This is a genomic window from Clostridium hydrogenum, assembly GCF_021432385.1.
Taxonomy (GTDB): Bacteria; Bacillota; Clostridia; order Clostridiales; family Clostridiaceae; genus Clostridium_S; species Clostridium_S hydrogenum.
On sequence record NZ_JAEACT010000004.1, the window covers coordinates 686,449 to 701,884 of the forward strand.

Annotated in this window: 18 protein-coding genes; 6 read left to right on the forward strand and 12 right to left on the reverse strand. The window is 29.0% G+C overall.

Features of this window, described 5'->3' with window-relative positions:
• Positions 1-43: 43 nt before the first annotated feature.
• The 10 genes from def to CUEA01_RS21435 form a co-directional block, all read right to left on the reverse strand.
• Positions 44-511, reverse strand: coding sequence for a peptide deformylase (def, locus tag CUEA01_RS21390; RefSeq protein ID WP_234124114.1), 468 nt, complete (start codon positions 509-511; stop codon positions 44-46).
• A gap of 109 nt (positions 512-620) precedes the next feature.
• The gene (locus CUEA01_RS21395; protein WP_234124116.1) at positions 621-1,112 is read right to left on the reverse strand and encodes a flavin reductase family protein; all 492 of its coding nucleotides are present in this window, start codon (positions 1,110-1,112) and stop codon (positions 621-623) included.
• A 57-nt stretch (positions 1,113-1,169) separates the two neighbouring features.
• A complete protein-coding gene (locus CUEA01_RS21400) occupies positions 1,170-1,601 on the reverse strand; it encodes a DUF134 domain-containing protein (protein ID WP_234124117.1) in 432 nt (143 codons plus the stop codon).
• Positions 1,571-2,044: a Fur family transcriptional regulator gene (locus tag CUEA01_RS21405; RefSeq protein ID WP_234124118.1), complete on the reverse strand. Its 474-nt coding sequence runs from the start codon at positions 2,042-2,044 to the stop codon at positions 1,571-1,573. The genes CUEA01_RS21400 and CUEA01_RS21405 overlap by 31 nt, the downstream gene beginning before the upstream one ends.
• 17 nt (positions 2,045-2,061) lie before the next feature.
• Positions 2,062-2,418 (reverse strand): NifB/NifX family molybdenum-iron cluster-binding protein, encoded by a 357-nt coding sequence (locus CUEA01_RS21410; protein ID WP_234124119.1) that lies wholly within the window; start codon positions 2,416-2,418, stop codon positions 2,062-2,064.
• Position 2,419: 1 nt separating this feature from the next.
• Positions 2,420-3,277 (reverse strand): ATP-binding protein, encoded by an 858-nt coding sequence (locus CUEA01_RS21415; protein ID WP_234124120.1) that lies wholly within the window; start codon positions 3,275-3,277, stop codon positions 2,420-2,422.
• Positions 3,268-4,098: a P-loop NTPase gene (locus CUEA01_RS21420; RefSeq protein WP_234124121.1), complete on the reverse strand. Its 831-nt coding sequence runs from the start codon at positions 4,096-4,098 to the stop codon at positions 3,268-3,270. Before CUEA01_RS21420 ends, CUEA01_RS21415 begins: the two co-directional genes overlap by 10 nt.
• A gap of 28 nt (positions 4,099-4,126) precedes the next feature.
• Positions 4,127-4,483: a NifB/NifX family molybdenum-iron cluster-binding protein gene (locus CUEA01_RS21425; RefSeq protein WP_234124123.1), complete on the reverse strand. Its 357-nt coding sequence runs from the start codon at positions 4,481-4,483 to the stop codon at positions 4,127-4,129.
• Between the two features lie 2 nt (positions 4,484-4,485).
• Complete coding sequence (locus CUEA01_RS21430; protein WP_234124764.1) at positions 4,486-5,316, reverse strand: Mrp/NBP35 family ATP-binding protein; 831 nt, start codon at positions 5,314-5,316, stop codon at positions 4,486-4,488.
• Positions 5,317-5,430: 114 nt separating this feature from the next.
• Positions 5,431-6,777 (reverse strand): amino acid permease, encoded by a 1,347-nt coding sequence (locus CUEA01_RS21435; RefSeq protein WP_234124125.1) that lies wholly within the window; start codon positions 6,775-6,777, stop codon positions 5,431-5,433.
• A 212-nt stretch (positions 6,778-6,989) separates the two neighbouring features.
• Here CUEA01_RS21435 and CUEA01_RS21440 point away from each other — a divergent pair, with 212 nt between their 5' ends.
• The 6 genes from CUEA01_RS21440 (at position 6,990) to CUEA01_RS21465 (ending at position 13,652) form a co-directional block, all read left to right on the forward strand.
• Positions 6,990-7,676, forward strand: a complete 687-nt coding sequence (locus tag CUEA01_RS21440; protein ID WP_234124127.1) for a DUF421 domain-containing protein — start codon at positions 6,990-6,992, stop codon at positions 7,674-7,676.
• 786 nt (positions 7,677-8,462) lie between these two features.
• Positions 8,463-9,104: a DedA family protein gene (locus tag CUEA01_RS21445; protein ID WP_234124129.1), complete on the forward strand. Its 642-nt coding sequence runs from the start codon at positions 8,463-8,465 to the stop codon at positions 9,102-9,104.
• A 79-nt stretch (positions 9,105-9,183) separates the two neighbouring features.
• Positions 9,184-9,759, forward strand: coding sequence for a phosphatase PAP2 family protein (locus CUEA01_RS21450; RefSeq protein ID WP_234124131.1), 576 nt, complete (start codon positions 9,184-9,186; stop codon positions 9,757-9,759).
• 204 nt (positions 9,760-9,963) lie between these two features.
• Entirely contained in the window at positions 9,964-10,644 is a 681-nt protein-coding gene (locus CUEA01_RS21455; protein WP_234124134.1) for a response regulator transcription factor, read from the forward strand.
• Positions 10,625-12,010, forward strand: a complete 1,386-nt coding sequence (locus tag CUEA01_RS21460) for a sensor histidine kinase (RefSeq protein ID WP_234124136.1) — start codon at positions 10,625-10,627, stop codon at positions 12,008-12,010. The genes CUEA01_RS21455 and CUEA01_RS21460 overlap by 20 nt, the downstream gene beginning before the upstream one ends.
• 115 nt (positions 12,011-12,125) lie before the next feature.
• Positions 12,126-13,652 (forward strand): sensor histidine kinase, encoded by a 1,527-nt coding sequence (locus CUEA01_RS21465; RefSeq protein ID WP_234124137.1) that lies wholly within the window; start codon positions 12,126-12,128, stop codon positions 13,650-13,652.
• A 174-nt stretch (positions 13,653-13,826) separates the two neighbouring features.
• Here the strand turns inward: CUEA01_RS21465 and CUEA01_RS21470 are convergent, their stop codons facing one another.
• Together CUEA01_RS21470 and CUEA01_RS21475 are read right to left on the reverse strand one after the other, a co-directional pair.
• A complete protein-coding gene (locus CUEA01_RS21470; RefSeq protein ID WP_234124138.1) occupies positions 13,827-14,399 on the reverse strand; it encodes a class I SAM-dependent methyltransferase in 573 nt (190 codons plus the stop codon).
• Between the two features lie 89 nt (positions 14,400-14,488).
• On the reverse strand, positions 14,489-15,265 hold the full coding sequence (locus tag CUEA01_RS21475) for a sirohydrochlorin cobaltochelatase (RefSeq protein ID WP_234124139.1): 777 nt from the start codon (positions 15,263-15,265) through the stop codon (positions 14,489-14,491).
• Positions 15,266-15,436: the final 171 nt, after the last annotated feature.

Consider the following 15,436-nt stretch of genomic DNA (forward strand, 5'->3'; position numbering starts at 1 on the left):
AATAAATACAATCTAATTTAATATCTATATTTCTCAATCCGCTCTATATATCAGTGTTGTTAATAATGTTTGGAATAGCCTTATCAATAAATAAAATACCATCTAAGTGATCAATTTCATGGCAAAATGCCCTTGCAAGTAATTCTGTAGCTTCAATTTCTACCTTCTTACCATTTTCATCAAAGCCTTTAACTTTCACTCTGTAAGGACGCTTAACTTCTCCTATAACTTCAGGAATACTCAAACAACCCTCTGTATCTACTTGTTCTCCTTCTTGTTCTATTATTTCTGGATTTATAAGTTTTATAAGTCCACTGCCAATATCAATTACAATTATTCTTTTTAATATACCAACCTGTGGTGCCGCTAACCCCACTCCATCTGCACTATACATTGTTTCTGCCATATCATCTATTAACTTCAATGTTCTCTTATCAATCTTATCGACATGTTTTGATTTTTTTCTCAATATGTCATCTATTTTGTAATTTGTTATATTTCTTAAAGCCATATTTCTCTCTCCCTTTAATAAGATTTAATTTTTGTATTCCAAAATAATATATACTTATAACCTAAATAAAGGGTGGAAAACCACCCCTCAATAACTATTTATAGTGCTTCTAAAGAAGTTCTAATTTTGAAAAATCAATGTTTCCATTATCATCAACTATTTCACTATCAGCATGTACATATTCAATTTTGCCTACAAACATTTCATGTGAACCAGTAACTATAGAATCTACTACTTTACATTCAATATTTACAGGACAATCTGCTAGTAATGGAACATTTACTTTAATTCCTTCCTCAACTTTAATATTAAGTTTAGAAAATTTATCTTCATCTCTGCAACTATGGCTGCCTAAATAATCAAACATTTCTTTTTGATCTTTTGTAACAATATTTACTGCAAAAGCACCTGTTTCCTTTACCATTTTGTAAGAGTATCGTGAAGGTACAATTCCTACCATAATCATTGGTGGAGCATAACTACAATTGCAGCAATATGCTACTGCTAAAGCATTATTTCTACCATCAGCATCTCTGCAAGAAACTAATATCTTAGGTGCTGGTTGAAGACATGATTTCATATTCTCTACAATTTTTTTCATAAAACATTCTTCCTTTTCATATAATTAATGACTTGATAATAAGGATATATACATTGTCTATCTACACCACTTTGTACAAAAGCCTGCTCTTTTGTTGCAAACAACCTTGTCCGAACTACAAGATGGACAAATATGCTTATCTTGCTCATAATTTAGTTCATATACATTACCACAGTTCAAACATTTAAATTTACAAAACTTAGATTTATAATTTCCGCCACTTATTCTTATGGCATTTCCATTTATTAAAGCACTAGCTGTCTTTTTTCTTGCAGCATCAACAATATTCTGAAAAGTTTGCCTTGAAACTTGCATTTTCACAGCACACTCTTCTTGACTTAATCCTTCAATATCTTTTAATCTTATAGCTTCAAGTTCTTCTACTTTTAAAACTATTTCTTCAAGTTCACATTTAGGTTTTCCTAATGGAACAAAATAAGTATCCTCTGGGAAAAACTCTACTCTTCTAAATTTTGTTCGTCTTGGCATTTCACTTCCCCCTTGCATTTGCTACATAGTCCCACAAACATTATATTAGAATCATATATTTCAACATTATTTTCAGTTTCTGCTTTTTTACTTAATTTTAGATAGTCAAGATTTAAATCCTGACTATCTATATCAATTATACTATTACATTTAAAACATTTAAAATGAATATGCAAGGGATTTTTACTAAATAGTTTTAATTCATAATAACTCCTATCACTTAAAGTTATTTCTTTAACTATTCCTAATTTATTAAAAAGCTTTAAAGCTCTATAAACCGTAGCAAGTCCTAAATGATATTCTTTAACCTTTTCACATATTTCTTTTGCACTTAAATGTGTTCCACTATTTAAAATAGCTTTTAATATATGTTTTCTACTTGATGTAAATTTATATCCATTTTGTAATAATAAATTTTTAAACATTATCAAATCATTTTCCATAATATTATCCTTATTAATTATTCATTGCAATGTCCTTCATATTCATGTTCCGTGCAAACACTGCCTGTAGATTGTAATTTTCCCTCTATATATTTATTTACAGCATCATCGCATAAGCCTTCAATACCAACTACAACTTTAATTTCATTTTCCTCAAATAACTTTTGTGCAGTTTCACCCATACCACCTGCAATAATAACATTTACTTCTAATTCTTTTAGAAATACTGGAAGATATCCTGGTTTGTGTCCTGGATTTGGAGTAAAACTCTGATTTAATATCTTGCTGCCATCCACATCATAAATTGTAAAACCACCACAATGTCCAAAATGACCACTTATATATTTTTCTTCACTTGCAACTGCTATTTTCATATTAAATCCTCCTAAAAATTGTATTTTTTATGTTATGCCACATATTTTCGATAGCTTTTTCAGCTATACTATCTTTATAAAAAGTTATAGGCTTTAATTCATTTATGGCTTTCATAACAGTATCGTCATATGGAATCTTGCCTACCAAAGCCAATCTTTTTTCATATATAAAATCTTCTATTTTCTTTGTCATATCTTCATTTATGTCATATTTGTTTATACAAATCATTGTAAAAACTTCAAAGTGCTCACTTAAAGCTGTAACTCTCTTTAAATCTTCTAGGCCTGACTTTGTAGGTTCTGTAACAACTAGCGCTGCATCACTACCTGTTATTGAGGATATTACAGCACATCCAATACCTGGAGAACCATCTATTATAGTTAATTTTTCATCTTCACTATATCTCTCAGCATTTCTCCTCAAAAAAGCTATAAGCTTTCCAGAGCCATCACTACCTATATTCATTTCTGCTCTTGAAATTACTCCTTTATCAAGTTCGGTAATATAGGCATCTGCTGCCTTTTCATCAATTAATTTTATAGCATTTTGTGGACAAATAAGCTTACATGCACCGCAGCCTTCACACAAAAACATATCTATAGAATAATTTTTTACAGCACCAAATCTACAAACACTTTCACATTTACCACACTTAATGCAAACTGAATTATCTACTACAGCCTTTTTACCACCTATAAACTCACTTTCTTCAATATCTTTTCCATTGTAGAACATATAAAGATTTGGGGCATCTACATCACAATCTACTTTAACTATATCTCCAGCAAGTTCAGATAATGCTGCCACAATAGTAGTTTTTCCTGTTCCACCTTTTCCACTTAAAACTGTTAATTCCAAGCTAGTACCTCCTTTACCCCAATGGAAAGTTTATCAAATACTTTTTTATGATTTAAATCATCATATAGTACTTCTCCCTTAGAATAAAGTACTGCTGTGTCTTTACTGTAATCAATCGTTCCAATTAATTTTATTTCTTCTTTTTCACAATACTTCTTTATAATATTGTCGGTACCATCATCTTTATTTATAACTATACCAAAAGGAATCTTATACATTTTAACAATTTCCACTGCCATCCTTAAATCGTGAAGTCCAAATTCTGAAGGTTCTGTAACAAGTACTGCGCCGTCAGCATAGTTTAAACAATTTACTACATTGCAAGAAGTTCCTGGGGGACAATCGATTATATTTACTTCATTTGTCAATCCTTTTAGTAATTTTTTAATAACCGGTACTGCCATAGGTTCACTAATATTTAAAATTCCTCTTTGACAGCTAATACCCTTAGATGTTCCTTTTTCAATTTTTCCTATTTCTCTTTCATTATAAGTAATAGAATTATGCGGGCACACAATTTTGCAAGCACCACAACCATGACATAACTTTTGAAAAAGCATAATATCTTCTCTTACCTTTGCAAGTGCATTAAATTGACATACAACTGCACATTTACCGCAGTTAGAACAACTAGTATCATCTATAAAAGGATATTCTGTGGTAACTGATTCTTCTTCAGAAACCTCTGGCTTTAAAAACAAAAAACCATTAGGTTCTTCTACATCACAATCTATATAATTTGCTTTTAATGCAAGTGCTAAATTAGTGGATACTGTAGTTTTACCTGTTCCTCCTTTTCCACTGAGAACGGCTATATTCAATTATATATTCACCTCCAATCTATGTAATTTACCCTTGATGTGAAGCTCCAGCTGTATTTATTTCAGAAAGTTCATTATTCTTATATTTATCTAATACGGAACTTATGGCTATATTTCCACATTTATATGCTTTAATTCCAGCCTTTTCAATGATTTCAAAAGCATTAGGCCCAAGACTTCCTGTTATTATAACATCCACTTTTTCATCAACTAACTGATTAGATGCAGCTATACCTGCCCCACCGCTAGAAGTCATACCCTTATTTTCCAAAGATACAGTTTCTCCATTTTCAGTATCGTAAATTTGAAAATATCTACATCTTCCAAATCTCATATCAAGTAAAGCTTCGTTAGTTTCTCCCGTTGCTGAAATTGCTATCTTCATTTTTATTCCCCCAACTCATCTAATATATTTTTTACTATTGGATTAAAAATTAACTCAAGACTTTCATTTGCATTTTCATATCCATACTCCGCCAAACCACTTATAGTAGTCATTACAGGGAGCTTACCCAAAAGTTTTAAATCCATTTCTTCTAAAAACTTGTCAGTACCTTCTCCATTAAATAATTTAATTTTCTTACCACAATCTGGGCAAGCTATGTAACTCATATTTTCAATAACACCTAAAATATTGATGTTCATTTTTCTTGCCATATTTATAGCTTTTGAAACTATCATAGAAACAAAATCTTGAGGTACAGACACCATAACTATTCCATTTAAAGGTATGGATTGCATTACTGTTAAAGCAACATCACCTGTTCCTGGAGGCATATCAATAATTAAATAATCAAGTTCTTCCCAAAGAGTATCTGTCCAAAATTGTTTAACTGCACCTGCTATCATTGGTCCACGCCATATTACAGGGTCATTTTCATTTTTTACCATTAGATTTAAAGACATTACCTTTATTCCATCAATAGTCTTTGCTGGAATCATCATATTGTCTATCGCAACGCATTTTGTATCTTTTAAATTCATAAGTCTAGGAATACTTGGTCCTGTTATATCAGCATCTAATACTCCAACTCTATATCCAAGGCTATTTAAATGTTTTGCAATAAGTACTGAAATTGATGACTTACCTACTCCACCTTTTCCACTCATAACACCAATAATTTTCCCTACATTATTTTTAGAATTATTTTCAATCATACAACTTTGTTTATCCTTTGAACATTTTTCGTTTGATGGGCATGAATTACACTCTGACACATCATCATCTCCTAAATCAATATTGGCATTTGCCATTTTCATATTACATCTAATCAGAGTTATTGTCAAATGCCAATATCAATTACAGATTGAGAATATGCTTACAAAAGTTTTTTATCTTTTAACTAATTTATATGAGATGCTAATAAGAACTGTTATTATTGCTGCAGAATAAAATCCTATTCTAAAATCTTGTACTTTAAGGCTCATAACAAAAAATAGTATTACAATTATTATTGTTCCATATGCTCCCCACCTTCCTAAAATAAGTGGAGAAGTATATTTTTCATCACTGCTTCTTTTTTTTAGCCAAAGCAAGTAAACGATTAGATTAACTATCCAATTAAAAAACGAATAATATGAGCATGCTGAAACAAGATAATTAAATAGTTTAGCACTTACTGAAAAAGATAACAACACTACTATTAATGATGATATTCCTGTCAAAAGCCAAGCATACCAATAGAAATTCTTCTTTGTATTTTTGAAAATTGAAGGTGCTTCTTTTGACTCTGATAATGAAATAATGGCCTGATTACAACTGTAATAATTACCTATCATTACTGAAAAAGTTGCTATAAGTATTATTGCATTAATTGTTGAAGAAGCCCAATTTATATTCATACTTTTAAGGGATTGGATTATTGGTGAAGAAGCTATATTAACATTGCTCCAATTCATTGTTAAAATTATTATACACATTGACAGAGTATATAAAATAATAAGCCCCGCTGTTACAATAATCGTTGCTTTGGGTATAGATAAACAAGGTTTTTTTACATCAGATGTAGCCATTGCAATAGTACTTATACCTGAATAGGTAAATATTACAACCAACATAGCTTGCAATATTCCTGATAGTTTATTTGGAAAAAAATTGTTTACTGACCTAAAAGGATTTGGAGTTACTTGTATCCCATGAGACAGTAAAAATATAACCCCTATACCCACGAATATTACGATAGTCAATATTTTTAGCACCGCAGTACCCGATTCAATATAACTGAAATACCTCATATTCAGTCTATTTATTAAAATAACCAAAATTATGACACCCAACGCTAGTAATGCTATAGGAATCCGTGTAAACCAATATTTTAAAAATATAGCTGCTGCCATAGCTTCAGAAGCTATACCAAGAATACTTGAAATGTATATTATCCATCCTAATAAATAACCCATAAACTTACCAAGAAACTGTTCCGTATATACTCGAAATGATCCAGTAACAGGACGATTTATACTTATACTAGTCATTGCTCCAAGTACTTGCGACATTATAAATCCTCCAACCAAAAATGCTAAAATAACCGCTGGTCCTGCTTCCCTTATTGCTAATCCTGACCCCAAAAAAAAGCCAGAGCCAACTATCCCACCTATGCCTATCCCTGCTAAGCTATAGGCATTTAGCTCCTTTTTAGAATTATTATCATTACTTGTATTTTCACAACTTTTATTCATCGTTTTCACCCTTTTAGTTTTTATATGCGGTTAGTATGCCCAAAATAAAAAAAAATTAATTAAAATTTCAAAAAATTTATATAATATGGCACTAGATAGGGATGCATTACTTTAAATCTTGAAATTTGCACATATCAATTACTATAATAAAACGAATATTTCTTAATGCTTAGGTAAAAATATAAATATAAAAATAATATGAAGGTGTAAATATGCTGTGGAAACCTATAGAAATAATTTTTAGAAGCATCTCAACCTATATTATTCTATTAGTTTTAGGAAGAATAATTGGGCGGAAACTAATATCAAGAATAACATTTTTTGATTTTATAGTTGGAATTACACTTGGATCTATTGCAGTAAGAATTGCATTAGGTTCACAAGAATCACCATTATTAGCTACACTTTCAATAATAATTATTACTATAATGGTTGCAATAACAGATTATTTAGATATTAAAAGTATTAAATTTAGAAAGCTAGTTGATGGCGAGCCAGTAATACTAATAAACAATGGTAAACTATTAGATTATAATTTAAGAAAAGTAAGGATTACTATAAATAAATTAATAATGCAGTTGAGAGAGAAAGATATTTTTAATATAGATGATGTAGCAATAGCCGCAATTGAAAGCGACGGAGAATTAACCGTATTACCTAAAGTGAATAAGCAACCAATCACAACTGGCGATTTAAATATTCAAACAAAAGATAATGGTTTAGTCATTGATATAATTATTGATGGAAAAATAATTTATAATAATTTAGAAGATACTAATCACGACGCTCAATGGGTTATAGAAAAATTAAAGAACTATAATATTAGTGATATACAGGAAGTTTTCTATGCTGGTTTAAATGCTTCAGGAAATTTTTTTGTTTCAAAAAAAACTATATAGTTAAAAATATGGCTGTCGCACTCATCGAGGATAAATATATTGAAAAAATTATACTGAAAATAATATCTGATGAACAAACTCACATTAATATTTTTGAAAACTTGATTGAAAAATATCTAGAAAAGTAAGGTTATTTTTTAATTGTTTTTTCCTTGTTCCGTAATACTCTTTATTTCTTGTTATAATTGTGTAATATTTTTCATTTTTTAATCTCTCAGTTGTGTAAAAAGCTGTCGTACTTTTGGATTACTAATTTTTCCATAAGGTTCTAATAAGATTATAGGTTTCTTATTGATTGCCTTCGACCATTTTATATCCAAAAACAATAACTATTCCATGGGAAATTAAATAAAAAACTCCAAAATATTGTGTGCTTATAATGAATTTTTAGCTTAACTTTATCATAAAGTTTGGAATAACATCACTTGGATCTTCTCATATCTCATGATATGTTAAAAAAGTAACTAAATTGCCTAATCTATTTGGATTTAGAAAGAGTAATAAAATTCTATCAATAGCTTTTAGTAATATTCCTATTTCAAATCCATTATAAAATATATTACTATTTACATTAATTTTTTTAATCTTAATATAATACTCACCTTCCCCCATTACTACTCACACTGAATAATAAATTAATTATAGTATTTATTATTTAGTGTTTCTATATTCAATTTATTAATTCATAGTATATTTTTTTAATCTAATTTTAATGCTCGCTATCTACAATGTAAAAACAAAAGACACTTCTTTTAATATTAAATTTTAGGGAGGAAAGGATAACTCATGAATATTATAACAAGTTTAATTAATGTAATACTGCATCTTGATAAATATCTAGCTATAATAATACAAAATTATGGAATATGGACGTATGCATTTGTATTTCTAATTATATTCTGTGAAACTGGATTAGTTGTTACTCCTTTTTTACCAGGGGACTCTATTTTGTTTGCGGCAGGGGTACTTGCTTCCATTGGTACACTCAAAATATTTCCACTGTTTTTAGTGTTTTATCTAGCGGCAGTACTTGGAGATACCGCTAACTATCATGTAGGACAGAAAATTGGAAATAAAATTTTAGATAAGGAAAACATAAAATTTATTAATAAAGAATATCTCAAAAAAGCACATGATTTTTACAAAAAACATGGCTCTATAACAATAGTATTAGGAAGATTTATACCTGTTATAAGGACTTTTGTACCATTTGTTGCAGGAATAGGAGAAATGGCTTATTCAAAATTTAGTATTTACAACATGTTAGGTGCTTTCTTGTGGGTTGTATTATTTTTAGGTGGCGGTTATTTCTTTGGAAACTTACCTTTTATAAAGACACATTTTTCATACATTTTAATTGCTATTATAATAATATCTATTATTCCAGGAATACTTGCATTTATTAAAGAAAAAAAGAAATGTAAATGACGATAATGTTATCGATACAACATCCTAATACATATATCTTATTGATTATAAGTAATAAATCCATAAAGGAGATTAGATTATGCATTCAAATATTTTAAAAAGAATAAATATATTTGACAATTACATTTTGCTTAATATAAAAAAGCATATTGAAAATAAATATTTAGATAGATTAATGCCACTGATAACATACATGGGTAATCTAGGAATCATATGGATTGCTATGGCTTTAATTTTAATATTAAACAAACCCTACAGATCAATTGGAAACATAGTAATAATAACTTTAATTATAAGCACTATTGTTGGAGAAGGAATAGTAAAACATATCGTTAAGAGAATGAGACCATGTAACATTCACAATGAGCTTAATCTATTAATTACAAAACCAATATCATATTCTTTTCCTTCTGGGCACACTTTATCTTCATTTGCTGTAGCAGAAGTATTATCAAGGTATTTTGGTCAATACAAGATACTATTTATAGCAATAGCACTGTTAATAGCTATATCGAGATTATATTTATATGTTCATTATCCCACAGATGTTATAGCTGGAATTGTAATTGGAATATTATGTTCTAAATTAGTATTCATATTTTTGCAGGGAAATTATATGGAAAGAGTCATTGTTTTATATAAAAATATGTTATAAAAGGAGTTAATAAAATGACCTAAAATTAAGAGATAAACTTGAAAATTTATATGTAATAGTTGAAAATAATATATTAATAAAATTAGGTGCTCGAAAATTAAATAATCAAATCTAAACTATATGAATTTTGTGAGAACATATGTGCCTATTAAATAATTAAATATATAATATTATATATGCTGAAAACTCAAATGAGGAGATAACATGAAAATTTTTAAAATTCTTTTAGTAGAAGATGAAAAGCAAATGTCAATGTTTATAGAAATGGAACTTACCCACGAAAACTATGAAGTAGACATAGCATATGATGGCAGAGAAGCTTTAAAAAAAACAGAAAAAAGCAATTATGATTTAATTATACTTGATATTATGATTCCGAATTTAAACGGTATAGAGGTATGCAGGCGTATAAGGCAGTTTTCTAATTTACCTATTATAATGTTAACTGCAAAAGCTGATATACCTGATAAAGTTTTCGGATTAGATGCCGGAGCAAATGATTACATTACTAAACCCTTTGCAATAGAAGAGTTACTAGCAAGAATACGAGTATATGAAAGAAAAAACACATCAAAAGACGATAAAAATCTACTTAAAGTTAAGGATATTGTTATAGATGATAAAACACATCAGGTAAGGAGAGCTGGCACAGAAATTGAGCTTACAAAAAAAGAATATGATCTTCTAAAAATGCTTATAATGAATAAAAATATCGTACTTACAAGAGACCAGATAATTGAAGAAGTGTGGGGATACGATTATGATGGCGACACAAATGTAGTTGACGTATTTATAAGATATTTACGAAGCAAAATTGATACTGATTTTGATGATAAACTTATAAGTACTGTAAGAGGTGTAGGTTATGTTATTAAAGAAAGTTAAATTTATAATCAATAAGCTTAAAAGTGCAAAAATTTCTTTAAAAATAACTGCAATTTATGCAATTATGTTTTCATTAGTACTATTAATTTTAAATGCTTCAATTTTATTTGGTGTTAAGAATTATCTTTATAGTCAGGCAGACAAACAGATTGAAGATATGCAAACAATATTACTTAACAAAAATAAAACAATAGATTTATCCAGCAAAACCCTTTTTTCAGATATTACATCCACGGAAAATATATCAGTTAAAATAAGTACAAAAGCGGGTAAAACACTCAATTTATTAGGAAAATTTAACTATAAAATAAAAAAGCATTTTCAGAATTTAGGCAAAAAACGTTTGGAAGATAGAGAAAAACATTTACTCTATAAAAGTATAAGCGTTCAAAATAAAAAGAATGGTAATGTATATATTGAAATAGTTAAAAATATGCACAATGAATATTGGTTCATGAAAGTATTATTTGTTGCTATGGCAGCAGCTGATTTTGTTGGTATCATAGCTTCAATTATACTGGGATATCTAGTAAGCAAAAAAATGTTAAAGCCTATTGATTACATAACTAAAACTGCCGAAAATATAAGTATTAATAATTTAAAGGATAGAATAGACGTAAAAGAATCTGATGATGAACTTAATAGACTAGCTAACACCTTTAATAAAATGATAGAGAGACTTCAAGAGGCTTTTGATAAGCAAACACAATTTGTATCAGATGCTTCTCATGAACTTAGAACCCCAATTGCTGTTATTCAAGGATATGCTAATTTATTAGACAGATGGGGGAAAGATGATAGAGAAGTTTTAGAAAAATCAATTTATGCAATTAAGCTAGAAGCTGCTAATATGGCCGGATTAATTGAAAATTTGCTCTTTCTCGCAAAAGGTGACAGTGATACTCAATTAGTAGATAAAAAAGAATTTTGGCTTAATGAATTAATTGATGAGGTTGTTTCTGAAACCAAACTTATAGAAAAAAATCATTTAATAATCAGCAGCAAGAATGATACTGTAAAGATTTTAGCTGATTATAAAATGATAAAGCAAATGCTAAGAATATTCATTGATAATAGCATTAAATTTACCCCTAAAAATGGGAAAATAGATATAAGTTCAATTGTGCAAGATGACAAGGTTAAAATAGCGGTAAGTGACAATGGCATTGGAATTCCGGAAAATGAACTCAAAAATATATTTGACAGATTTTATATTGTTGATAAATCTAGGTCAAAGGAAAATGGTGGTTCAGGACTTGGTTTATCTATTGCCAAATGGATTATACTTGTTCATAAGGGAACTATAGATGTAAAAAGCGAAGAAGGTAAATGGACAAAAATAACTGTAACTTTGAAATTGAAATAGATATACCGTTTCAACTACCAAAATCAATTTGCATCAAAATGCCTAGAAGACGGCATTTTGATACAAATTGATTTTCAAATTTCAAGCGGTTTATCTCTATAAGGAGCCGTGTAAAGTGATAAAAACAAATTATTTAATAAAAAGAAAAAGTCTAAGATGGAAATTAGTATCTAGATTTCTTTTAATATTAATATTACTTCTTATTATAATGGAAATATTTCAATATGTTACATTAAAGCAATACTTGTACGCAAGTAAGGAACAAATATTAGATGCAAGATTTCACAATATGAATATAAAAACATTAAGCAGCATAAAAACATCTCAAGATGTTATAAAAAATGCAGATAAACTTATAGGCATGATTGTTGATACTAATATGAGTGCAGCAGTTATTGATGAAAATGGTAACCGTATAGCAAGCAGTGCTAATCAAAATAAGCACTATGATTCAAATGATTCCTTAGATCTTGGGAAAAGGATAGATATGCCTATAGTGAATCCTTTATTATCACAAGAAGATTATAAAACTCTACTAAAAAAAAGTGGCACCTTGGAAGGATACAAACTAGTTAAAGCAAAAAACGGAGAACTGCAGATAGTTGGGTTTAGAAAAATAGGTGATATTAATTCTCCACTAGGAATAATCCAGCTAAGCTTATCATCAAAACCAATACAAGATTTAATATATAAACAAACGTCTATATATATATCAACAGCTATTTTAATACTCATTATTGGTGCTTTAGTTGGAGGTAATGTGTTTAAGCATATTTTAAATCCATTATATAAAATGGCAGATACTGTAGAACGTATTGATGTAGAACAATTAAATACAAGACTTCCAATAAATAATGGTCAAATTGAAATAGATAGGCTTTCTATAGCTTTTAATAATATGCTTCAAAGAATAGAAAACTCTTTTAATGAAGAACAAAAAATCAGGGAACAAATGCGGCAGTTTCTATCCGATGCTTCCCATGAATTAAGAACTCCATTAACATCTATCCATGGCTTTGTTGAAGTATTATTAATGGGAGCAGCTAAAAATGAAAAACAGCTAAATTTAGCACTAAATAGTATTTTAGCAGAAAGTGAAAGATTATCAAAATTAGTAAATAACTTATTAATGTTAAATAGACTTGATCATCATACACCTCAAAAAATGAAGCTAGAAGATCTAAGTGATATTGTTAAAGAAGTTTCATCTCAGCTTAATATATTAGCTAAAGAAAGAAATATTAAATTCGACCTAGAAGAAAATGTTAATATAATTGCAAGCCGAGATCAAATTAAGCAGGTAATCCTCAACTTAGTTCAAAATGCTATAATACACACAGACGAAGAAAAAGGTGAAATTGTTGTTACTGTTAATAAAACAGTCATCTCTTCACAAAATTACGCAGTATTTAGCATAAAAGACAATGGAACAGGAATTTCAAAAGAACATATTAATAAAATTTTTGATAGGTTTTTTAGAAGTGAAACTCACAGATCTCGTGCTCAAGGTGGTTATGGACTAGGCTTATCCATAGTAAAATCCATAGTTGATGCACATAATGGTAGGGTTGAAGTTACAAGTGAATCTGGAAAGGGATCAATTTTTTCTGTTTACATAAAAAGTGTTACAAAACAACGGTAATAACTTATATCTTCATTAAATTAAAATTTTATTATAAAATAGAAAAAAGTATATAAAATTGTATATACTTTTTTCTTAAGCTAAGAGCTTCAAGTTCAGAAGAAATTTTAAGCAGTGTAAATGAAACTACTATTGCTTTAGAACAAGTAACAAAATCAGCTAAAGATTTTAATATTATCTTTGTGCTATCAAACCATAAAAATTTTCTCCAATATTTATAGTTGATATATTTGAGAAGCCAAGTGTATTTAAGATTTCTTTTAAATCTGTTTTGTCTAATCTTTCTTCAATCGGAGGTCCAAACTCACTCTTAGCTTTTTCCCATTCAACAATAGCTATTCTTCCCTTGGGAGAGAGAAGCTTTTTTATTCCAATTAAAAATTTCTCTTTATCCTCTATTTCATGTAATACCGTGCTTATAAATGTAATTGTTACTTTACCCTCTTCTAGTTTAAAATCATTTTCTTCTGTCAAAATGCTTTTTACATTAGATATATTATTATCTTTTATTTTTATTTCAACTTCACCTAGCATTTCCTGTGAAATATCCATTGCAAATACATTTCCATTTTCTCCAACAATTTTAGCTGCTGGAATAGTAAAATATCCAATTCCACATCCTATATCTGCCATTACATCGCCTTCATGCAAACCAAGTCTAATAAGTGTTTCTCTTGGTGGCAACATTTCTCTTCTCTTTGGATTATCTAGTTTGTGCTTATTTTTAGCATCAAATTTATGCATCATCGTTTACCTCCTAATATTCAAATTATTTTTCTTAATCTTTTATACCCCATATGGGTATACTTGAATTATATAATTATGCATATTTTTAGTCAACAATAACATATTTCTTCTAAATGCTTTAAATAAATTTCCTGAAACTTTGGCAGTTCTCCAAGACCATGGAGATAAACATCCACCTTTACTCCCTGCTTTTCAATAATATTCTTCCAAGAAGTTTCTTGTTCTCCACACATATCATTCTTTGCGTGACCACCTGACATTAGCATAAATGGAGCAAGCATTACTTCTTTTATTTCATTTTCTTTAATCCACTTAATTACATCAGCTATAGAAGGTTCCCCCTCCATAGTTCCTATAAATACATTTTTATAACCCATATTCCATAATAAAGTTTGAAGCTCTGCATAGCATGTATTGGAATAACTGTAAGAACCATGACCCATGAAAACTACTGCATTCTTTCCCTCTACTATGTCTTTTATTACTTCTACTAACAATTTATAATCTTCGTACTTATATAAAATAGGATTCCCTAGTTTAATTTCTTGAAACAAATTTTTTCTCTTAAACTCTTCAACAGTACAACGTAATTTATTATATTCACTACCAGATAACAAATGAAGCGGCTGAATAAATGCCGCCTCATATCCCTCTGTATAAAGTTTTTCCAGTGCTTCTTCTGGTGTATCTACAAATATTCCGTCTCTATCCTTAAGAACTTTTATCACAAATTTTGATGTAAAAGCTCTTCTTACCTCATAACCGTCATATTCACTTTTAATTCTATTTTCTACTGCTTCTATTGTAAGCTTTCTTGTATCATCATAGGTTGTACCAAAACTAACAACAAGTATTGCACGCTTCAAATTAACGACCCCCAAAATAGGTACTCTAAGAACTTTAAAATTGCAAATACTAAGGGGTACTCTGAGAAATTTGAATTTGAAGCAGAGTACAAAGTACAGATGACAGAGTACAGTGAAGGATGATTTTTTTCCGCTATCGCTTCAAAAAATCTTAAACTTAATGCTTACGCA

Coding starts and splice junctions, on each gene's coding strand:
- CUEA01_RS21460 (WP_234124136.1), top strand. CDS start 10,625: ATGTTATTAAAGAAAGTTAAATTTATAATCAATAAGCTTAAAAGTGCA.
- CUEA01_RS21455 (WP_234124134.1), top strand. CDS start 9,964: ATGAAAATTTTTAAAATTCTTTTAGTAGAAGATGAAAAGCAAATGTCA.
- CUEA01_RS21445 (WP_234124129.1), top strand. CDS start 8,463: ATGAATATTATAACAAGTTTAATTAATGTAATACTGCATCTTGATAAA.
- CUEA01_RS21470 (WP_234124138.1), bottom strand. CDS start 14,399: ATGATGCATAAATTTGATGCTAAAAATAAGCACAAACTAGATAATCCA.
- def (WP_234124114.1), bottom strand. CDS start 511: ATGGCTTTAAGAAATATAACAAATTACAAAATAGATGACATATTGAGA.
- CUEA01_RS21450 (WP_234124131.1), top strand. CDS start 9,184: ATGCATTCAAATATTTTAAAAAGAATAAATATATTTGACAATTACATT.
- CUEA01_RS21435 (WP_234124125.1), bottom strand. CDS start 6,777: ATGAATAAAAGTTGTGAAAATACAAGTAATGATAATAATTCTAAAAAG.
- CUEA01_RS21405 (WP_234124118.1), bottom strand. CDS start 2,044: ATGGAAAATGATTTGATAATGTTTAAAAATTTATTATTACAAAATGGA.
- CUEA01_RS21410 (WP_234124119.1), bottom strand. CDS start 2,418: ATGAAAATAGCAGTTGCAAGTGAAGAAAAATATATAAGTGGTCATTTT.
- CUEA01_RS21400 (WP_234124117.1), bottom strand. CDS start 1,601: ATGCCAAGACGAACAAAATTTAGAAGAGTAGAGTTTTTCCCAGAGGAT.
- CUEA01_RS21425 (WP_234124123.1), bottom strand. CDS start 4,483: ATGAAGATAGCAATTTCAGCAACGGGAGAAACTAACGAAGCTTTACTT.
- CUEA01_RS21440 (WP_234124127.1), top strand. CDS start 6,990: ATGCTGTGGAAACCTATAGAAATAATTTTTAGAAGCATCTCAACCTAT.
- CUEA01_RS21395 (WP_234124116.1), bottom strand. CDS start 1,112: ATGAAAAAAATTGTAGAGAATATGAAATCATGTCTTCAACCAGCACCT.